Origin of the sequence: Massilia sp. LjRoot122, from assembly GCF_964252725.1 — a bacterium.
In the GTDB taxonomy this organism is placed as follows: domain Bacteria; phylum Pseudomonadota; class Gammaproteobacteria; order Burkholderiales; family Burkholderiaceae_D; genus Telluria.
In genome coordinates, this window is record NZ_CAXUPB020000001.1 from 572,172 (window position 1) to 592,165 (window position 19,994).

Consider the following 19,994-nt stretch of genomic DNA (forward strand, 5'->3'; position numbering starts at 1 on the left):
GCTCCGTTGGTGACGGCGCCGGATCGACTCAGTGGCAGCTTCCACGTCCATGGTCGAGCGTGGCGCCGGCCGGCACGCGGCCCGGGTCGGCCGGCAGGAAGCGCCACTCGTAGGCGCCGTCCAGCAGGCGCAGCGCCAGTACGCCATCATAACTGGCTTCGCGCACTTCGCTGTGCGGCGTGAACTGCAGGAAGGGCGTGGGGTAGGCCCCGCCGGTACCGACCACGAACTGGCGCACCCCGCGGATCGGGTCGAGCCGGCCGTCGGCATCTTGCGGCGCGAAGCGCTCGTAGTCGTGGTCGTGGCCGGACAGGACGAGTTCCGCGCCGGCCGCATGCAGCAGCGCGAACGCGTCGCGCATGCGCCCCGGGCCGAGGTGCCCGCCCGAGGTGTAGAGCGGATGGTGCCAGAAGGCGATGGTACAGCTGGCCTTCTGGCGCGCCAGCTCTTCGCGCAGCCAGGTGATCTGGGCGGCATGCGCGGCGCCTTCCAGGTTGCTGTCGAGCGAAATCACGAGCCAGCTGCCGAGCCGCAGGCTGTACCAGCTGTTTCCCGCGGGTTTCGCGCGTGCGCCGAAATAGGCGAAGTAGGGGGCGGCGCCGGGCGTCGCGTACTCGTGGTTGCCCGGCGTCGGCCAGGTGCGCTCGCGGAAGCGGCCCCAGGTCGGCCCGTAGCAGTGTTCGAACTCGGCCGCCGTGCCGTACTGGTAGGTATGGTCGCCCAGAGTCAGTACCGCGGACGCGGGATCGGCTCGCAGCAGTCCCTCGACCAGTGCGGCGGTGGCGGCGGCGCCGGACCAGCGCGGGTCGGGATGCTTGCAGCGTGCGATGTCGCCGGCCGCATACACCGTGTACGCAGCGGTATGGGCAAACGCCGGCCCGGCGGCGGCAAGCAGCGCCAGGCCGCCCAGCAGGCGCGGCGCCATCCGGATCATCGCGGGAGCTTCCGGCGCTGCTATTATTCGATGAAGCGCAGCAAGCCCCGCAGCGCATGCGCCACGGTCTGCTCGCGCACCGCCTTGCGGTCGCCCTGGAACACCAGGCGCTCGGTATAGGTCGTGTCGCCGCGCGACCAGCCGAAGCAGACCGTGCCGACCGGCTTGCCCGGCACCGCGCCGGTGGGGCCGGCGATGCCGGTGGTCGACACCGCCACGTCGGCCGTGCTGCTGGACAGCGCGCCCTCGGCCATCTTGCCGGCCACTTCCTCGCTCACCGAGCCGAATTGCGCGATGAGCGCGGCCGGTACATCCAGCAGCTCGGTCTTGGAATTGTTGGAATAGGTGACGAAGCCGCAGTCGAACCAGCCGGTGGAACCCGGGATTTCGGTGATCGCCTGGGACACGCCGCCCCCGGTGCAGGATTCGGCGGTGACCAGCACCAGGCGCTTGGCCTCGAGCGCCCGGCCAACTTTGGTAGCAAGATCTAGGATATCGTTCGTCACGTGAGGCTCCTTTGAGTGCGGGTTGGTCCGGTTCCATGGGGCGCACGCAAGCGGCGCGCTTTCATTCTAGCGCGGTCCGTGCTCGTCCGACACAGAAAGCACATACATAAACCAAGATGCATTTTTTACCCACCACGCATGCCCGTATTGACGAGTGGCCGAGGACTGAATCGTGAAAAGTTCCGTGCGACATGACACGAAGTCGTCAGCTATGCTGTACGCGCCGCCGCGCTTACCCGGCGGGCAGCTTGGACACCCGATTGTTTCGCCCATTGTTTCGATTTTTGTAGGACCCTGGATGCCGCTGGAACGAACTGCGCGTGACCGGATGGGGAAGGCGCAAGCTTGCGGCACTGCCGCGGCGCTCCCTGCTTTCCGGCCGATGGACCGGCATTGCCGCGCCGGCGGCATCCGCTCGCCTGCCCGGCCCGCGCCGGAGGCCGCATGACCCAGCGCCGCTCGATCCGCAGCAAGCTGGTGAGGGCGGTGATGACGACCACCTTCGTCGCCCTGCTGGTGTCGGTGGCGATCATCATCGTCTACGACCTGCGCAGCTACCACCGCAGCCTGCTCAACGACCTCGCCACCCAGGCCGAGCTGGTCGGGCACATGACCTCGGCCGCGCTGACCTTCGACGACCCGCGCCTGGCCAAGGAAAACCTGGCGCTGCTGCGTACCCGCCCGATGGTGCGCGCCGCCGCCATCTACGATGCCAACGGCGACCTGTTCGCCTCCTACCAGGCGGCGGGCGAGGCGCGCGCGCTGCCGGCGGCCCTGTCCGGCGCTCCGGCCGCCGACGCCAGGGACCTGGTCATCCACCAGCGCATCGTCGAGAACGGCGACACGCTCGGCACCGTCTACCTGCGCGCCGAGAACCAGCTGCTGGCGCGCACCCTCGATTACCTCAGCATCGCGCTCGGGGTGACCTTGCTGGCGATGGGGGTGGCCTATCTCCTGATGCGCCGCATGGGGCACGTGGTGACGGCGCCGATCGTGGCCATCACCGAGATCGCACGCGACGTCGTCGCCACCCGCGATTATTCGCGCCGCGCGCCGCGCATCAGCAACGACGAGGCCGGGGAACTGGTCGATTCCTTCAACGCCATGCTGACCGAGATCGAAGGCCGCACGCGCGAGCTCGAGACTTCCAGCAGCGAGATCGCGCGCGAGGTGGCGGAGCGCTCGCGCGCCCAGCAGGAAGTCATGCGGCTCAACGAGCAGCTCGAGCAGCGCGTGGACGAGCGCACCCTGCAGCTGGCGCTGGCCAACGCCGAGCTGGCCAATGCGATCGAGGAAGCGCGCAGCGCCAACCAGGCGAAATCGGCCTTCCTGTCCTCGATGAGCCACGAGCTGCGCACGCCGCTCAACGCCATCCTCGGCTTCGCCCAGATCCTGACCTCGGACTCGCTGCCCTCGACGCTCGAGCAGAAGAAGGAGTTCGCGAATCACATCCTGAAAAGCGGCCGCCACCTGCTCACCCTGATCAACGAGATCCTCGACCTGGCCAAGGTGGAATCGGGCACGGTGACCTTGTCGATGGAGCCGGTGGCGCTGAGCGACACCCTGCACGAAACGCGCACGATGGTCGAGCCGATCGCCGCCGGCCGCGGCGTGCGGGTGCTGTTCCCGGAAACGCCGGGGGCGGTGGTGCTGGCCGACCGCACGCGCCTGAAGCAGGTCCTGCTCAACCTGCTGTCGAACGCGGTGAAGTACAACCGCGAAGCCGGCGCCGTGGTGGTGACCTGCGAGCAGGTGGCCCCGAACCGCTTGCGCCTGTCGGTGCAGGACACCGGCGCCGGCCTCGATGCCGAGCAGGTGGCGAGCCTGTTCCAGCCCTTCAACCGGCTCGGCCAGGAAGGCGGCAGCCAGGAGGGCACCGGTATCGGCCTGGTGGTCACCAAGCGCCTGGTCGAGCTGATGGGCGGCGAGATCGGCGTCAGCAGCAGCCCCGGCGTGGGCAGCGTGTTCTGGATCGAGCTGGCCACCACGGCGCCGCTGGCGGCGCCGACCGAAGGTGCGGCGGCCGAAACGCCCGAGGTCGAGGCCGCACCAAATGAAGGAGAGCCGCACCTGATCCTGTATGTCGAGGACAACCCGGCCAACCTGCGCCTGGTGGAAGAGATCGTACGCTTCCGGTCCGACCTGCGGCTGTTGTCGGCGCTCGATGGCCACGTCGGCCTGTCGCTGGCGCGCGCGCACCAGCCGGAGATCATCCTGATGGACCTGAACCTGCCGGGCATGAGCGGCATCGAGGTGCTCAGGCAGTTGCGCGCCGACCCCCTCACCGCCGCCATCCCGGTCATTGCCCTGACCGCCAACGCCATGCCGCGCGACATCGAGCGCGGCCTGGCGGCGGGCTTCAACCGTTACCTGACCAAACCGATCGACATCGACAAGTTCACAGAGGCGATCAACAGTACGCTGGCGCAGCTTCATCCTCCGGGGAAGGGCGCAAAAGCAGAACCAGCCGAAAGGAAGGCCGAATGATTTCACTGCAAGACATCCGTCACGCGCGCATCCTCGTCGTGGACGACGAACCTGTCAACGTCCAGCTGCTCGAATACCTCCTCAAGACCACCGGTTACGAGAACGTCTCGAGCACCAACGACCCGCGCCAGGTGGTGTCGATGCACCTGAAACACCGCTTCGACCTGATCATCCTCGACCTGCACATGCCGGGCATGGACGGTTTCGACGTGATGGAAGCCCTGAAGCCGCTCGAGAGCGATTCCTGGCTGCCGGTGCTGGTGGTGACGGCGGAACCGGACAAGAAGCTGGCCGCGCTGGAAGCCGGCGCGCGCGACTTCATCGGCAAGCCCTTCGACACGGTCGAGGTCATGACGCGCATCCGCAACCTGCTCGAGGTGCGCCTGCTGCACCGCGAATCGCAGGACTACGGCGTGCAGCTGGAGCGCGAGGTGCGCGAGCGCACCGCCGAACTGGCGCGTTTCCGCGGCGCGATGGATGCGACGCCGGATGCGATCTTCCTGATCGATACCGCCTCGATGGCGATGGTGGACGTCTCGGACGGCGCCTGCCGCATGCTCGGCTTCTCGCGCGAGGCGCTGCTGCGCATCGATCCGGTGGCGCTGGGGCTGGCCACGCGCGAGCTGCTCGAGCGCCACCTGGCGGCCGATGCGCTGGCCCATGGGGGCGCGCATGCCGCCGTGCCGGACGTCGAGGGAGAGGCCGGCAAGGTGGAATTCGGCGCGCTGCCGGGCGACATCGTCGAGACCGAGCTGCTGCGTGCCGGCGGCCAGGGCGCGGTGGCGGTGGAGATCAGCTGGAAGCTGCAGGATCTGGGCAAGAGCCGCATGCTGATCGCGGTGGCGCGCGACATCAGCGAACGCCTGCATGCGCAGGAACGCATGCGCCACATGGCCAGCTATGACGCCCTGACCGGCTTGCCGAACCGTACCCTGTTCTTCCAGAACCTGCGCGACGCGATCGAGCTGGCGCGCGACAAGAACTGGCGCGTGGCGGTGCTGTGCATCACGCTCGACCGCTTCAAGATCATCAACGATTCGCTCGGCACCGCGCTCGGCGACGAACTGCTGCGCCAGTTCAGCACCCGCCTGGTGCGGGTGGTGCGCCTGCGCGATACGGTCGGGCGCCTGGGCGGCGACGAGTTCGCCCTGATCCTGACCATGACACGCGACCAGCAGGAGGCGGTCACGGTCGCCAACGACATCCGCGAGACCCTGCGCGCGCCCTTCGACCTGCACGGCCAGCAGGCCGCGCTGACGGCCAGCATCGGCATCGCCATGTATCCGGAAGACTCGACCGAGCCGGGCACCCTGGTCAAGTATGCCGACACCGCCATGGTGCGCGCCAAGGAAGCCGGGCGCGACGGCTACCGCTTCTTCACCGCCGGGATGAACGTGCAGGTGCTGGCGCGCCTCGACCTCGAGCTGGCGCTGCGCGGCGCGCTGGAAAACGGCCAGTTCGTGCTGTACTACCAGCCCAAGCTGGAACTCAACACCGGCCGCATCTCGGGCGTGGAGGCGCTGCTGCGCTGGAACCGTCCCGGCTTCGGGCTGGTGTACCCGGCCGAGTTCGTGCCGGTGATGGAAGAGACCGGCCTGGTGGTGCGGGTCGGCGAGTGGATCGTCGACGAAGCCTGCCGCCAGATCGCGGCCTGGAATGCACGTGGGGTACGCGATGTGCGGGTCGCGGTGAACGTGTCGAGCCGCCAGTTCGTCGAGGGTGACCTGGAAGGCGTGATCCGCGCCGCGCTGGAACGCCACAGGGTCGAGCCGGGGCTGCTCGAGCTGGAGCTGACCGAGAGCGCGCTGATGTCGAACGCCGAGCACACCATCGAGGTGCTGGGGCGCCTGAGGGAACTCGGCATCCGGATCGCGATCGACGACTTCGGCACCGGCTATTCTTCGCTCGCCTACCTCAAGCGCTTCCCGATCGACAAGCTGAAGATCGACATCGCCTTCGTGCGCGACATCGTGACCAATCCGGACGACGCGGCAATCGCGCTGGCCATCATCAGCATGGCGCACAGCCTGCACATGCAGGTGATCGCGGAGGGCGTCGAGACGCGCGCGCAGATGGCGTATTTGCGGCGCAACCGCTGCGACGAGATCCAGGGCTTCCACTTCTCGCGCGCGCTGCCGAGCGAGGAGCTGGTGCGCCTGGTGCAGGACAACCGCGCCCAGCCCGACCAGCCGCCGGCCCCGGACGACAAGGTGCAGACCCTGCTCATCGTCGACGACGACGTCAACGTGCTGACCGCCCTGCACCGCATGTTCAGGCGCGACAACTACCGCGTGCTGACGGCGTCCTCGCCGGCCGAAGGCTTCGAGCTGCTGGCGCTGTACCGGGTGCAGGTGATCCTGTGCGACCAGCGCATGCCGGTCATGAGCGGGACCGAGTTCCTCAGCAAGGTCAAGGAGATGTATCCGGACACCATCCGCATCATCCTGTCGGGCTATACGGGCGTGGAGACGGTGCTCGATTCGATCAATCGCGGGGCGATCTACCGCTTCTACACGAAGCCCTGGAATGACCTGCAGCTGCGCGAGAATATCCGGCTAGCCTTCCGCCATTACTGGCTGACGTATGGGCCCTACGATGACCGCAAGACGCCGCGCGAGGAGGCGGATAAATCGAACGCCGCCTGAGGATCAGCTGAAGTGATCCCACCCGCTCAGCTTCAGGTCAAGCGGCATCCCCTGCGCATCCACGCAGCGCAAGCCCGGTGCCGCGTCGATCTGGCCGACCCGGGTGACGGCGGTGCCGGTGGCCCGTCCTGCCTCCAGCACCGCCTCGCGATGCGCGGCCGGCGCCGTGAAGCACAACTCGTAATCGTCCCCGCCTGCCAGCGTAAACCTGCGCCGCAGTGCGGGTGCCTGGCGCGCCAGCACCGGCCCCGCCGGCAGCGCGTCGACGTCCAGCGTCGCCCCGACCTTTGACGCGGCCAGGATATGCCCGAGATCGCCCACCAGCCCATCCGAGATATCGAGCGCGGCATGCGCCACCGGCTGGGCGGCCAGCGCCAGGCCCAGGGCCACGCGCGGCGTCGGCATGTGCATCCGTTGCGCCGCCTGCGCGTGATCGGCAGCGGACAATTCCTGCTCCTTCCAATACCCGGCCAGCGCGAGGCGCGCATCGCCCAGCGTTCCCGAAATCCAGATGTCGTCGCCCACCCGCGCCGCGTCACGCCGCAGCGCATGCCCCGGCGCCAGCTCGCCGAACACCGTGATGCAGATGTTCAGCGGGCCCTTGGTGGTATCGCCGCCGACCAGCTCGCACCCATGCGCGTCGGCCAGTGCGAACAGCCCGCGCGAGAAGCCGTCCAGCCACGCCGGATCGGCTGCCGGCAGGGCGAGCGCCAGCGTGAAGGCCACGGGGCGCGCGCCCATCGCCGCCAGGTCCGACAGATTCACCGCCAGGCTTTTATGGCCCAGCATGAAGGGATCGGCGCCGGCGAAGAAGTGGCGGTCCTCGACCAGCATGTCGGACGAGATCGCCAGTTGGCGGCCGGGGGAGGGCGTCAACAGCGCGCAATCGTCGCCGATGCCGAGCGCGGCCCGGCTGGGGCGCTCGCGCTTGAAAAATTGTTTGATGAGGTCGAATTCGGAAAGCATGGAGCGGATTGTAAACGCCCTATAAAGTAATTAGCTTATTCAATAAACTTATAAACCAAACCACTGCTTGTTGAAAATACGTAGCCTTTGTCAACTGTTCGTCTGATAAAATTGGAGGTTCCCCTCTAGTATCAGGAAGGCTGCCAGGCATGGACTCGTCATCGGACAAGAAAGAAGAATTGCGTCAACAACTGCGTGCTGCAGCGCTTGAGTATCACCAGATTCCCCGCCCCGGCAAGATCAGCGTCACCCCGACCAAGGGCCTGCTGAACCAGCGCGACCTGGCGCTGGCGTATTCGCCGGGCGTCGCCGCGCCTTGCGAGGAGATCGTCAAGGACCCGGCCAATTCGTACAAGTACACTGCGCGCGGCAACCTGGTCGCGGTGATCTCGAACGGCACCGCCGTCCTCGGCCTGGGCAACATCGGCCCGCTGGCATCGAAGCCGGTCATGGAAGGCAAGGGCGTGCTGTTCAAGAAGTTCGCGGCGATCGACGTGTTCGACATCGAGATCAACGAGAACGATCCGGACAAGCTGGTCGACATCATCGCCTCGCTCGAGCCGACCTTCGGCGGCATCAACCTCGAGGACATCAAGGCGCCCGAGTGCTTCTACATCGAGCGCAAGCTGCGCGAGCGCATGAAGATCCCGGTCTTCCACGATGACCAGCACGGCACCGCCATCATCGTCGGCGCGGCCATCCTGAACGGCCTGAAGGTCGTCAACAAGGACATCAAGAGCTGCAAGCTGGTGGTCTCCGGCGCCGGCGCGGCCGCGCTGGCCTGCCTCGACCTGATCGTCGACCTCGGCTTCCCGATCGAGAACATCTTCGTCACCGACCTGGCCGGCGTGGTCTACAAGGGCCGCACCGAGCTGATGGACCCGGACAAGGAACGCTTCGCGCAAGAGACCGAGCACCGCTCGCTGGCCGAGGTGATCCCGGGCGCCGACATCTTCCTCGGCCTCTCGGCCGGCGGCGTCCTGAAGCAGGACATGGTCGCCAAGATGGCGCCGAACCCGCTGATCCTGGCACTGGCCAACCCGAACCCGGAAATCCTGCCTGAGGACGTGAAGGCGGTGCGCAGCGACGCCATCATCGCCACCGGCCGTTCGGACTACCCGAACCAGGTCAACAACGTCCTCTGCTTCCCCTACATGTTCCGCGGCGCGCTGGACTGCGGCGCGACCACCATCACCCGCGAAATGGAAATCGCGGTGGTGCATGCGATCGCCGACCTGGCCCACGCCGAGCAGTCGGACATCGTGGCCTCGGCCTACGGCATCAATAACCTGTCCTTCGGCCCGGAATACCTGATCCCGATGCCGTTCGACCCGCGCCTGCTGACCCACATCGCCCCGGCGGTGGCCAGGGCGGCCCAGGAAGGCGGCGTGGCGACGCGCCCGATCGCCGACATGGAAGCCTACGCCGAGAGCCTGCAGCAGTTCGTGTACCGCAGCGGCACCTTCATGAAGCCGCTGTTCTCGGTCGCCAAGAAGGCGCCGATGGAAGCCAAGCGCATCGTCTACGCCGAGGGCGAGGACGAGCGCGTGCTGCGCGCGGTGCAGGTGGTGGTCGACGAGAAGCTGGCGCGCCCGATCCTGGTCGGCCGCCCGGCGGTGCTGGAAAAGCGCATCGAGAAGTTCGGCCTGCGCCTCAAGCTGGGCCAGCACGTGGACGTGATCAACCCGGACTTCGACGAGCGCTACCGCGACTACTGGCAGTCCTACTACGAGCTGGGCATGCGCAAGGGCGTGACCATCGACATGGCCAAGCTCGAAATGCGCCGCCGCCATACCCTGATTGGCGCCATGATGGTCCAGAAGGGCGATGCGGACGGCTTGATCTGCGGCACCTACGGCACCACCCAGATGCACCTGCACTACATCGACCAGGTGCTGGGCAAGCGCGCGGGCAGCAACGTGTATGCGGCGATGAACTTCCTGATCACCCAGGACCGCCAGCTGGCCATCGTCGACACCCACGTCAACGAGAACCCGGATGCGCAGGAACTGGCGGAAATCACCGTCATGGCCGCCGAGGAGATGGAACGCTTCGGCATCCAGCCGCGCGCGGCCCTGCTGTCGCACTCGAACTTCGGCACCTCGAACAGCCCATCGGCGCAGAAAATGCGCGCAGTCCTGCCGCTGGTGCAGGCGATGAAGCCGGGCCTGGAAATCGACGGCGAGATGCACGGCGATACCGCGATCGAAGCCAAGGTGCGCGTCAAGATCATGCCGAACTCGGCGCTGACGGGCGACGCCAACCTGCTGATCATGCCGAACATCGACGCCGCCAACATCTCCTACAACCTGGTCAAGAGCGCGGCCGGCAACGGCATCGCGGTCGGCCCGATCCTGCTGGGCTGTGCGCGCCCGGTCCACATCCTGACGCCGTCGGCGACGGTGCGCCGTATCGTAAACATGACGGCGCTGTGTGTTGTGGATGCAGTGTCCCAAAGGTAAGTAAGTACTGACACGCACGAAAACACACGCCTGATGCGGCCCTTTGTGCTGCATCAGGCGTGTTTGTCTTTAAGTTTCATTGTTTGTCTTCGCACAAATACAACGGTAACAAACAGTAAGCGGGCGACGGGTGTGACCCGTTTCAGGGCATAATGACGAGATAATTGTTGCATTTATTGCAGCTGTTTCTTCCATGCAAGAAAGAGTGACAACACTTCCTCTCTGATACAATCCCGGCTGTCGTGAGTCTGGCGGCCTGCGAGACCATTCAAGTACCCAAGAATATGCATACAACAAAAAGAGCCCTCATCACTGGCATCACCGGCCAGGACGGCGCCTACCTGGCGCAGATTCTCCTGGAAAAGGGTTACCACGTGACCGGCACCTTCCGCCGCTCCAGCTCGGTCAACTTCTGGCGTATCGAAGAGCTCGGCATCGACAAGCACCCGAACCTGGCGCTGGTCGAGTATGACCTGACCGACCTGTCGTCCAGCATCCGCCTGGTCGACAGCAGCAAGCCGGACGAGGTCTATAACCTGGCGGCGCAGAGCTTCGTCGGCGTGTCCTTCGAGCAGCCGGTCACCACCGCCTCGATCACCGGCCTGGGCGCCGTCAACCTGCTGGAAGCGATCCGCATCATCAATCCGAAGATCCGTTTCTACCAGGCTTCCACGTCCGAGATGTTCGGCAAGGTGCAGGCCATTCCCCAGGTCGAGGAAACCCCGTTCTATCCGCGCAGCCCCTACGGCGTCGCCAAGCTGTACGCACACTGGATGACGGTCAACTACCGCGAATCCTACGGCATCTTCGGTTCCTCCGGCATCCTGTTCAACCACGAATCGCCGCTGCGCGGCCGCGAGTTCGTCACCCGCAAGATCACCGATTCGGTCGCCAAGATCGTCCTGAACAAGCTCGACGTGCTCGAACTGGGCAACCTCGACGCCAAGCGCGACTGGGGCTATGCCAAGGAATATGTCGAAGGCATGTGGCGCATCCTGCAGGCCGACGAGCCCGACACCTTCGTGCTGGCCACCAACCGCACCGAGACCGTACGCGACTTCGTCAGCATGGCCTTCAAGGGCGCCGGCATCAGCGTCGAATTCAGCGGCGAAGGCGAGAACGAAGTCGGTCATTGCGCCCGTACCGGCAAGGTCCTGGTGCGCGTGTCGCCCAAGTTCTACCGCCCGGCCGAAGTCGACCTGCTGATCGGCGATCCGGCCAAGGCCAGGCGCGTGCTCGGCTGGGAGCCGAAGACCACGCTCGAAGACCTGTGCCAGATGATGGTCGACGCCGACCTGCGTCGCAACGAAATCGGATTCTCGTTCTAAACCATGGAACGCATGGCCACGGATGACATCCCGGCGTTCATCGGCGGGAGGGAAGGCGAGGGACGTCGCGCGCTCATCACGGGCTTGCGCGGCTTCACCGGCTACTACATGGCACAGGAGCTGACGGCCGCCGGCTACCGTGTCTATGGCACCGTCATGCCGGGCGAAGAGCTTGGCCCCGACATCTTCCCGGTCGACCTGTGCGACCGCGAGGCCGTGGCGCGCATGGTCGACGAGGTGCAGCCCGACGTGGTCGCGCACCTGGCCGGCATCGCCTTCGTGGCCCACACGAATTCCGAACTGATCTACCGGGTCAACGTCGTCGGCACGCGCAACCTGCTGGAAGCGCTGGCCAATGGCAGGCACCGGCCCACCAGCGTGCTGCTGGCCTCATCGGCCAACATCTACGGCAATGCCAGCGTGCCCGTCATCGACGAGAACGTCCCGCCGGCGCCGGCCAACGACTATGCCGTCAGCAAGCTGGCCATGGAATACATGGCGCGCCTGTGGATGGACAAGCTGCCGATCACCATCGCGCGTCCATTCAATTACACCGGGGTCGGCCAGACCGACAACTTCCTGCTGCCGAAGATCGTGTCTCACTTCCGGCGCACCGAAAAACGCATCGAGCTGGGCAACCTGGCGATCGCGCGCGACTTTTCCGACGTGCGCATGGTGGCGCGCGCCTACCGCCGCCTGATGGCCGTGGCGCCCGCCGGCGAAGCCTTCAACGTCTGCTCGGGCAGCTCGCACTCGCTGGCCAACCTGATCGACATGATGAGCGAGATCGCCGGCTACCATATCGACGTGCACGTCAACCCTGCCTTCGTACGCGCCAACGACGTGCTCACGCTGTCAGGCAGCAACAGCAAGCTGACCGCCGTCATCGGCCAACTCGACCCGACGCCGCTGTCCGAGACGCTGCGCTGGATGTACCAGGCGTGAGTGGTGCGGGCGGTCTCACCGTCGGACTCGGAACGACCATGATCGAACCGGGCCTGACCGGCGGCCGCCTGGACGGCATCGGGGTCTATACCCGTGCCCTGATGCGCCACCTGCCGCGTGCCGGCTGCAGCGTGCTGCCGTATTCCTGGCCGCGCCTGCGCTCTGGTGGAACCGGCATCAGCATCGGCCAGCCCATGCCGCAATCCTTCGAAACCGCCTCGCTGGTCGACCTCGCCACGCCCGGCGCCCACCGCGTCCACATGCCGGCCGACCTGTTCCACGTCACCGACTACCGTATCGTGCGCATGGACTGCCCGGTGGTGGCCACCTTGCACGACGCGCTGCCGATCAAGTATCCCGAATGGTGCAACCCGCGCCTGCGCAGCATGAAGAACTGGCTGCAGCGCAAGGCCACGGCCAAGGCCGATCACGTGATCGCGCTCTCGCATTTCGCCATCGACGAACTGGTCGAATGCTTCGGGGTGAATCCGAACCGCGTCTCGGTGGTCTATTGCGGCGTCGATGACGAATGGCTCCTGCCTGCGGACGAAGCGGCCGTGGCCGCCACGCTCGCCGAAGTCCGGCTTAACCCAGGCTATTTCCTCACCGTCGGTACGCTACAACCGCGCAAGAACGTCGAGCGCCTGCTCGACGCCTGGCTGAGCCTGCCCAAGCCCCTGCGCGACGAGCGCGCCCTGGTGGTGGTGGGTGCGCGCGGCTGGCGCTGCGAGCAACTTGTGGCCCGGCTGCAAGCCGCGCAGGCCGGCGGCGAGAACCTGGTCTGGCTCGACAAACTTACCGACCCGCAGGCGCTGCGCCACATCTATGCCGGCGCGGGCGTGTTCGCTTTTCCTTCGCTGTACGAGGGCTTTGGCATCCCGGTGGTCGAGGCCTTCGCTTCGCGCGTACCGGTGGTCGCGTCGAACGCCAGTTCGCTGCCCGAGGTGACGCAGGGCGCGGCACTCGACGTCGATCCGCTCGACACCGGCGCGCTTGCCGCTGCGCTGAAGACCCTTGCCCTCGACACCCGTGAGCGCGGGCGCTGCATCGCCGCCGGACGGGCGCGCGCCGAACAACTGACCTGGCAGGCCACCGCACGGCAGACCGCCGAGGTGTACCGTGCAGTACTTTCGCAGTAAGCTTCCACTATGCGTGTCCTTCACTTCTACAAGACTTACTATCCAGACTCGGTCGGCGGCATCGAACAGGTGATCCGCCAGCTGTGCGTCGGCACGACGCGCCTGGGCGTGAGCAATACCGTGCTGTCGCTGTCGCGCCAGAAAAACCTTGCGCCGTTCCAGTTCGACGGCCATACCGTGGTCCGCGCGCCGCTGAACTTCGAGATCGCCTCGAACGGCTGCTCGCTGCAGGCGCTGGGCGCGCTGGCACGCCTGGCGCGCGAAGCCGACGTGGTGCACTACCACTTCCCCTGGCCCTTCATGGACCTGGCGCACTTCCTGGCGCGCGTGAACAAGCCGACCGTGGTCAGCTACCACTCCGACATCGTGCGCCAGAAGCGCTGGCTGCGCCTCTACCAGCCGCTCAAGTACCGTTTCTTCGACAGCGTCGATACCATCGTCGCCGCCTCGCCCAACTACCTGGCGTCCTCGCCGGTGCTGCAGCGCTACCGCGACAAGGCACGTGTCATCACCTACGGCCTGGACAAGTCCACCTATCCGAACGTCGAGCCTTGCCGCCTGGCGCACTGGCGGGCCAAGCTGGGACCGAAGTTCTTCCTGTTCGTGGGCGTGCTGCGCTACTACAAGGGCCTGAGCTTCCTGCTGGAAGCGGCCAAGGGCCTGGACTATCCGATCGTAATCGTCGGCACCGGGCCGGAAGAAATGGCCTTGAAGGAACAGGCCGCGCGCCTGGGACTGAAGCACCTGATGTTCGCCGGCGCGCTGGACGAAGCCGACAAGGCCGCCTTGCTGAGTCTGTGCTACGGCATGGTCTTCCCCTCGCACCTGCGTTCGGAAGCCTTCGGCATTTCGCTGCTGGAAGCCGCCATGTACGGCAAGCCGATGATCTCCTGCGAGATCGGCACCGGCACCACCTATATCAACCTGGCCGACGAGACCGGGCTGGTGGTGCCGCCTTCGGACCCCGCCGCCTTGCGCGCTGCGATGCAGGTGCTGTGGAACGATCCGGAGCTGGCCCGCCGCATGGGGGCGCGCGCGGAACAGCGCTACCACGCGCTGTTCACGTCGGAGCAGATGGCGGCCAACTATACCGACCTGTACCGGGAGCTGGTGGCGCGCAGGGCGACGGCGAATGCGGGAGGGCGTGTGGGATTGGCGGGCCTGCCGCCGACCCGCTAGGCCTCGGCCCAGCGCTGCTGCACCGCCCGTACCGCCGGCATCTGTTCGATGAACAGGTCCACCAGCGCCGGATCGAAGTGGCGGCCTTTCTGTTCGCGCAGGAAGTCGAGCGCCTCCTGCTCGGTCCAGGCTTTCTTGTACGGCCGCACCGAGGTCAGGGCGTCGAACACGTCGGCGATCGCCACGATGCGCCCGGCCAGCGGGATCGCGTCGCCGCGCAGCCCCTGCGGGTAGCCGCTGCCGTCGTACTTCTCGTGGTGGGTCAGCGCGATCTGCGAGGCCAGCGCCAGCATCCCGCCCTCATGCTCGCCGATGATCTCGGCGCCGATCGTCACGTGGCTCTGCATGACCTTCCATTCTTCCGGATCGAGCGGACCGGGCTTCTGCAGGATGCGGTCGGGGATGCCGATCTTGCCGACGTCGTGCATCGGCGCGGCGTGCAGCAGGTCGTCGGCCTCCACGTCGCTCATGCCGGCGGCGATGCCGAGGATGCGCGAGAAGTGGCTCATGCGGATCACGTGCAGGCCGGTCTCGTTGTCCTTGTACTCGGCCGCCAGGCCGAGGCGCTGGACGATTTCCAGGCGCGTCGCGCGCAGTTCTTCCATGCGCACCAGCGACAGGTGGGTGCGCACGCGCGCCCGCACGACCGGCGGGCTGACCGGCTTGGTGATGTAGTCCACCGCGCCGGCCTCGAAGCCTTCCAGCTCGTCGGCGGTGTCGGTCAGGGCGGTCACGAAGATCACCGGGATCGCCGCGGTATCGGGGTTGGCCTTGAGCGAGGCGCACACTTCATAGCCTGACATCCCCGGCATCATCACGTCGAGCAGCACCAGGTCGGGGCGCTCCTGGCGCGCCAGGTCGAGCGCGCGCGCGCCATCCTTGGCGAACAGCAGGCGGTAGTGGTCTTGCAGGATCTGGCGCAGCAGCTGCAGGTTGCTGGCCTCGTCGTCGACCGCGAGGATCAGGGGGCGGTTGTTCGGTTGGGTCATGCGGGGTCAATCCTGTGGTACGTGTTCGCCCAGGGTGGCCATCACGGCTTCCAGCTGTTCCAGGGCGGAGTCGAAGTCGAAGTCGCCGATCGCGCCCTGGATCTGGGCGACGCGCGGCGCGACCGGGTGCCCGGCCAGCGCCGCCACCAGTCCGGCCAGCGCGGCATCGTCGAGGGCGCCGCGGCGCAGGGCCTGCAGCAGCACGCCGCCGGCACGGCGCGCGCGCGCCAGGTCGAACGGGGCCGCCTCGGGCGCCAAGGTCGGCTGCGGGCTGCCGGCGCGGATCGCGGCGAGCGCCTCGGCCAGGGCCGCGGTGGACGCTTCCAATGCCTGGGCAGCCCCGCGCTCGTCGGTCGGCACGGCATTGGTGGCCTGCTCCAGCCTGGACAGGGCGTCCGACAGCTGCTCCAGGCCGACGTTGGCGGCCACGCCGCGCACCCTGTGTGCCAGCATGCGCAGTTCCTGGTGCGAACCGCCCGCCGCGTGCATCTGCAGGGTGGTGGCGAGGTCGCCGTACTGGCGGCCGAAGTGCTCGAGCGCCTCGGCGTAGACGTCGGCCTTGTCGGCCCAGCGGTGCAGGCCGGCGCGGCGGTTCAGCACCTCGCGCGCCGCGGCCGGGAGCGCGAGCGCATCCTTGTCGGCCTGCTGCTGGTCGAGGCCCAGCACGCGCGCGATCTCGTGCGACAGCGAGAACCAGTCGACCGGCTTGGTGGCGAAGCCGTCCATGCCCACTTCGACGCTGGCGCGGCGGTGCTCGGCCAGCACGCTGGCGGTCATCGCGATCACCGGCGTGCGGCGCTTGCCGGTGGCGGCCTCGAAGGCGCGGATCGCGCGGGTGGCGCTCAGGCCGTCGAGGGTCGGCATCTGGAAGTCCATCAGGACCAGGTCGAAGTCGCCGCGCTTGGCCTGTTCCAGCACTGCCGCGCCGTCAGCCACGGCGGTCAGGGTATGGCCGCGGCGCGTCATCAGGAGCTGCAGCAGTTCCAGGTTCTGCGGCACGTCGTCGGCCGCCAGCACGCGCAGCGGCGGCAGCACGGCGGCGCTGCGCACGCGCGGCGCCTGCTGGGCGAAGCGCGCCAGCACCAGGGGCAGGTGCACGTGGAAGCTGGTTCCCTTGCCGAGTTCGCTCTCGGCCCAGATCCGGCCGCCCATCAGCTCGACCAGCTGCTTGCAGATCGTGGTGCCGAGGCCGGTGCCGCCGAAGCGGCGCGTCATCGAGGCGTCGGCCTGGGTGAAGGGGTCGAAGATCGCCTGCAGGCGCTCCGGGGCGATGCCGATGCCGGTGTCGCTGACGATGATGCAGAGCTGGTCGCCCTCGGCGCGGACGCGCAGGGTGACAGTACCCTTCGGGGTGAACTTGATCGCGTTGTCGAGCAGGTTGGTCAGCACCTGGCGCACGCGCAGCTCGTCGCCGCGCAGGCCGGTCGGCAGCGCCGGGTCGTAGTGGATGTCCAGGTGCAGGCCCTTGGCGCGCGCGTTGGCGGCCAGGGTCGACGACAGTTCGTCGATCAGCGACAGCAGGTTGTAGTCGTTCTGCTCGAGCTCCACCGCGCCTTTTTCCAGCTTGGCGGTGTCGAGGATCTCGTTGAGCAGGCGCAGCAGGGAGCGGCCGGCATTGCGGATGGTGTCCAGGTGGCGCCGCTGTTCCTTGTTGAGTTCACCATCGAGCAGCACGTCGGTGAAGCCCAGGATCGAATTCATCGGCGTACGGATCTCGTGGCTCATGTTGGCCACGAAGCTTGCGCGCGCGGCGGCGGCCTGCTCGGCCTTGTCCTTGGCTTCGCGCAGCGCATCTTCCATTTCGCGGCGCTCGGTGATGTCGAGGATGACGCCGTCGAGCCAGGTCATTTTGCCGTCGTCATTGCGCACGCCGCTGCCGTTTTCCCAGAGCCAGCGCACGCTGCCGTCCCGGTGCAGCAGGCGGTATTCGACCAGGTAGGGGCGGTCTTCGCGCAGCGCGGCGTCCAGTTCTTCGTTGACGCGCACGCGGTCGGCCGCGTGCATCAGGGTGCCGTAGGGGCGGCGCGGCGGATCGCCCATGAAATCGGCCGGAGGGTAGCCGGTGATGCGTTCGACCGCATCGCTGATGAAGATCATCGGCCAGTCGCCATCGATCTCGCTACGGAAGGAGATGCCCGGGATGTTGCCGATCAGGGAGCGGAACTGCTGCTCGCTGGCGTGCAGCGCCTGCATGATGGCGCGGCGTTCGCTGATGTCGGTGATGAAGCAGACGAACAGGTCCTGGGTGCCGAGGCGCGCGTGGCCGATGGCGCGGCGGATCGGCACCAGGCTGCCGTCCTTGCGCTTGCCCATGATTTCGCTGCTGCCGGCAAGCGCTTCGGTATAGCCGTGCTCGATGATGCCCACCAGGCCGTCGTGCGAGGCGGCATCGTCATCGGCGAGCAGGAGGCTGGCGCTGCGGCCGATGATCTCGTCGCGCCGCCAGCCGAAGATGCGTTCGGCCGAGGCGTTGAATTCGGTGATGCTGCCGTCGCGCGCGATGGTGATCACGCCGTCCACCGTGGTGGTCAGGAGGGCGCGCATCCAGGCTTCGCTGCGCTGCAGTTCGAGGAACATCTGGCGGTAGCGCAGCAGGCCGTTGGCGGCCAGCACCAGGCCGGTGAAGACCACGGTGATGAGCGAAATCGCGAGCGCGAGGAAGTCGCTGTTCGAGGAGCCGGTGCCGCCCGGCTCGACCTGGCCGACGAAGCGTGCGGCCGCCATGCCGGTGTAGTGCATGCCGGCGATGGCGCAGCCCATCACGATGGCCGCCAGCAGCAGGCGGCGCGATTCGCTCAGCGACTTCAGGCGCGACAGGCCGAAACGCACGCCCAGGGCCAGCGTGGCCAGCACCACGGCGACCACGATCGACAGCGCGAACATGGCCGGGTCGTAGTGCAGTTCCAGCTTCATCTGCATGCCGGCCATGCCCGAATAGTGCATGGCGCCGATGCCGGCGCCGACCACGACGCCGCCCACCAGCAGGCCGGCCGGGCCCAGGCGCTGGCGCGAGATCAGCGACAAGGCCACCGCCGAGGCGCCGATGCTGGGCAGCGCCGACAGGATGGTGACCACAGGGTCATAGGTGATCGGCGTGCACAGGTTGAATGCCAGCATGCCAATGAAGTGCATGGCCCAGACCCCGGCGCCGAGGGCAAGGCTGCCACTGCCGAGCACGATGGCGCGATGGGTGCGGCTGGCAGCCGCCTGGCCGGCGATCTGCAGGCCCATCCAGGACGAGAAAATGGCGATCAGGACCGACAGCAGGACGAAGCGGGGTTCATAGATGCCAAAGGCGAGCAGCGACGGATCTTCCGGAACTGAAAATATTTGAAGCATGGGGCGGCTTGTGCGGTGGTTGGGCAGTGGTCAGCGCCCGGGAATGGTCTCAGCAGTATCTCATTTTCGTAAGGGAAAGTCTTGTTGAAGCCAGGAATCATGCGGGTTTGACCCGCTTATGTGTCGCGCATATGCCACCCAAAAGCCTCACGTAAAGACATGCATTGCGGAAAAATTCTTGCTAGTGCTACCCTGCATTTATCATCAGTCATTCGTCCGACCAGCCGTCCAGTCAGGGAAATATCTTGCATATTCGATATCTTGCGATTGCACTCGCCATGGTCAGCGCTGCGGCCGGCGCCGTCGAAGCCGCCGCCGCCAGGCCGCGGTTGTATATCACGACCGAAACCTCGGCGCCGTCGAGCATGCTGGACGGCAGGCGCGTGATCGGCATCGCCACCGACAAGGTGCGCGAAGCCATGCAGCGCGCCGGAATCGACTACAGCATCGACTTGCTGCCGTGGAAGCGCGCCTACCTGGCCGCGCAGCAACGCCCGGACGCCTGCGTGTATTCGACCTCGCGCACGCCGGAGCGGGAAGCTTTGTTCAAATGGGTGGGGCCGACCGCCATCGGCGAGTGGGTGTTGATGGGGCGCGCCGACAGCAAGCTGAAACTGCGCAGCCTCGAGGATGCCAGGGGCCTGCGCATCGGCACCTACAACGGCGACGCCCGCGACGCCTACCTGCGAGCACGGGGATTCCGCGTCGATGCCGCCAACGAAGACCTGGCGAATGCCGGCAAACTGCTGCTCGACCGCATCGACCTGTGGGCTGCCAGCCTGCGCAGCGGCAGCACGATCCTGGCCCGTTATGGCTACGACAAGAAGATCGTGCCGCTGCTGGTGTTCAAGCGTATCGAGGTCTACCTGGCCTGCAACCGTGGCGTGCCCGACACCGTGGTCGCCCGCCTGAACGCGGCCTTCGAATCGATCGCGCGTGACGGTACCGGGCGCCGCATCGAACGCAGCTACGAGAACTGGGGACAGCCGCTCAGGCAACCGTGAGGGCAGCTTGCCTATATCTTAGGTGTAAGAAATATCGACAACAAAAAAACCCGCACTCTTTGCAGGGATGC

Annotated in this window: 13 protein-coding genes; 8 read left to right on the forward strand and 5 right to left on the reverse strand. The window is 66.7% G+C overall.

All coding sequences use genetic code 11. The features are described 5' to 3' along the window. Nucleotides 1-28: 28 nt before the first annotated feature. Together ACSQ25_RS02525 and ACSQ25_RS02530 are read right to left on the reverse strand one after the other, a co-directional pair. Entirely contained in the window at nucleotides 29-934 is a 906-nt protein-coding gene (locus tag ACSQ25_RS02525) for a metallophosphoesterase family protein (protein ID WP_436104142.1), read from the reverse strand. A gap of 23 nt (nucleotides 935-957) precedes the next feature. Then, a complete protein-coding gene (locus tag ACSQ25_RS02530; RefSeq protein ID WP_436104143.1) occupies nucleotides 958-1,440 on the reverse strand; it encodes a CinA family protein in 483 nt (160 codons plus the stop codon). A gap of 444 nt (nucleotides 1,441-1,884) precedes the next feature. On the opposite strand from ACSQ25_RS02530, the gene ACSQ25_RS02535 reads away from it, so the two are divergent. Together ACSQ25_RS02535 and ACSQ25_RS02540 are read left to right on the forward strand one after the other, a co-directional pair. Next, on the forward strand, nucleotides 1,885-3,927 hold the full coding sequence (locus ACSQ25_RS02535) for an ATP-binding protein (protein ID WP_436104144.1): 2,043 nt from the start codon (nucleotides 1,885-1,887) through the stop codon (nucleotides 3,925-3,927). Beyond that, nucleotides 3,924-6,572, forward strand: a complete 2,649-nt coding sequence (locus ACSQ25_RS02540) for an EAL domain-containing protein (protein WP_436104145.1) — start codon at nucleotides 3,924-3,926, stop codon at nucleotides 6,570-6,572. The genes ACSQ25_RS02535 and ACSQ25_RS02540 overlap by 4 nt, the downstream gene beginning before the upstream one ends. 3 nt (nucleotides 6,573-6,575) lie before the next feature. On the opposite strand, the gene thiL is transcribed toward ACSQ25_RS02540, so the two are convergent. After that, the gene (gene thiL, locus ACSQ25_RS02545) at nucleotides 6,576-7,538 is read right to left on the reverse strand and encodes a thiamine-phosphate kinase (protein ID WP_436104146.1); all 963 of its coding nucleotides are present in this window, start codon (nucleotides 7,536-7,538) and stop codon (nucleotides 6,576-6,578) included. A 149-nt stretch (nucleotides 7,539-7,687) separates the two neighbouring features. Here thiL and ACSQ25_RS02550 point away from each other — a divergent pair, with 149 nt between their 5' ends. The 5 genes from ACSQ25_RS02550 to ACSQ25_RS02570 all read left to right on the forward strand — a co-directional run bounded on the left by ACSQ25_RS02550 (nucleotide 7,688) and on the right by ACSQ25_RS02570 (nucleotide 14,591). Further along, the gene (locus tag ACSQ25_RS02550) at nucleotides 7,688-10,000 is read left to right on the forward strand and encodes an NADP-dependent malic enzyme (protein WP_436104147.1); all 2,313 of its coding nucleotides are present in this window, start codon (nucleotides 7,688-7,690) and stop codon (nucleotides 9,998-10,000) included. A 284-nt stretch (nucleotides 10,001-10,284) separates the two neighbouring features. Next, a complete protein-coding gene (gene gmd, locus ACSQ25_RS02555; RefSeq protein WP_436104148.1) occupies nucleotides 10,285-11,328 on the forward strand; it encodes a GDP-mannose 4,6-dehydratase in 1,044 nt (347 codons plus the stop codon). A gap of 12 nt (nucleotides 11,329-11,340) precedes the next feature. Beyond that, entirely contained in the window at nucleotides 11,341-12,273 is a 933-nt protein-coding gene (locus ACSQ25_RS02560) for a GDP-mannose 4,6-dehydratase (protein ID WP_436104149.1), read from the forward strand. A gap of 38 nt (nucleotides 12,274-12,311) precedes the next feature. Then, on the forward strand, nucleotides 12,312-13,412 hold the full coding sequence (locus ACSQ25_RS02565) for a glycosyltransferase family 4 protein (protein WP_436104150.1): 1,101 nt from the start codon (nucleotides 12,312-12,314) through the stop codon (nucleotides 13,410-13,412). 9 nt (nucleotides 13,413-13,421) lie between these two features. Beyond that, complete coding sequence (locus ACSQ25_RS02570; RefSeq protein ID WP_436104151.1) at nucleotides 13,422-14,591, forward strand: glycosyltransferase family 4 protein; 1,170 nt, start codon at nucleotides 13,422-13,424, stop codon at nucleotides 14,589-14,591. Here the strand turns inward: ACSQ25_RS02570 and ACSQ25_RS02575 are convergent. Further along, nucleotides 14,588-15,580 carry a response regulator gene (locus ACSQ25_RS02575; RefSeq protein WP_436104152.1) on the reverse strand — a complete coding sequence of 331 codons (993 nt, stop codon included), beginning with the start codon at nucleotides 15,578-15,580 and terminating at the stop codon, nucleotides 14,588-14,590. The genes ACSQ25_RS02570 and ACSQ25_RS02575 overlap by 4 nt on opposite strands. A 6-nt stretch (nucleotides 15,581-15,586) precedes the next feature. Then, nucleotides 15,587-18,919 carry an MHYT domain-containing protein gene (locus ACSQ25_RS02580; RefSeq protein WP_436104153.1) on the reverse strand — a complete coding sequence of 1,111 codons (3,333 nt, stop codon included), beginning with the start codon at nucleotides 18,917-18,919 and terminating at the stop codon, nucleotides 15,587-15,589. Between the two features lie 245 nt (nucleotides 18,920-19,164). Between ACSQ25_RS02580 and ACSQ25_RS02585 the strand changes: the two genes are divergently transcribed. Further along, on the forward strand, nucleotides 19,165-19,923 hold the full coding sequence (locus ACSQ25_RS02585) for a substrate-binding periplasmic protein (RefSeq protein ID WP_436104154.1): 759 nt from the start codon (nucleotides 19,165-19,167) through the stop codon (nucleotides 19,921-19,923). The last annotated feature ends 71 nt before the right edge of the window (nucleotides 19,924-19,994 follow it).

Coding starts and splice junctions, on each gene's coding strand:
- gmd (WP_436104148.1), top strand. CDS start 10,285: ATGCATACAACAAAAAGAGCCCTCATCACTGGCATCACCGGCCAGGAC.
- ACSQ25_RS02540 (WP_436104145.1), top strand. CDS start 3,924: ATGATTTCACTGCAAGACATCCGTCACGCGCGCATCCTCGTCGTGGAC.
- ACSQ25_RS02525 (WP_436104142.1), bottom strand. CDS start 934: ATGATCCGGATGGCGCCGCGCCTGCTGGGCGGCCTGGCGCTGCTTGCC.
- ACSQ25_RS02550 (WP_436104147.1), top strand. CDS start 7,688: ATGGACTCGTCATCGGACAAGAAAGAAGAATTGCGTCAACAACTGCGT.
- ACSQ25_RS02570 (WP_436104151.1), top strand. CDS start 13,422: ATGCGTGTCCTTCACTTCTACAAGACTTACTATCCAGACTCGGTCGGC.
- thiL (WP_436104146.1), bottom strand. CDS start 7,538: ATGCTTTCCGAATTCGACCTCATCAAACAATTTTTCAAGCGCGAGCGC.
- ACSQ25_RS02565 (WP_436104150.1), top strand. CDS start 12,312: ATGATCGAACCGGGCCTGACCGGCGGCCGCCTGGACGGCATCGGGGTC.
- ACSQ25_RS02560 (WP_436104149.1), top strand. CDS start 11,341: ATGGCCACGGATGACATCCCGGCGTTCATCGGCGGGAGGGAAGGCGAG.
- ACSQ25_RS02580 (WP_436104153.1), bottom strand. CDS start 18,919: ATGCTTCAAATATTTTCAGTTCCGGAAGATCCGTCGCTGCTCGCCTTT.
- ACSQ25_RS02575 (WP_436104152.1), bottom strand. CDS start 15,580: ATGACCCAACCGAACAACCGCCCCCTGATCCTCGCGGTCGACGACGAG.
- ACSQ25_RS02535 (WP_436104144.1), top strand. CDS start 1,885: ATGACCCAGCGCCGCTCGATCCGCAGCAAGCTGGTGAGGGCGGTGATG.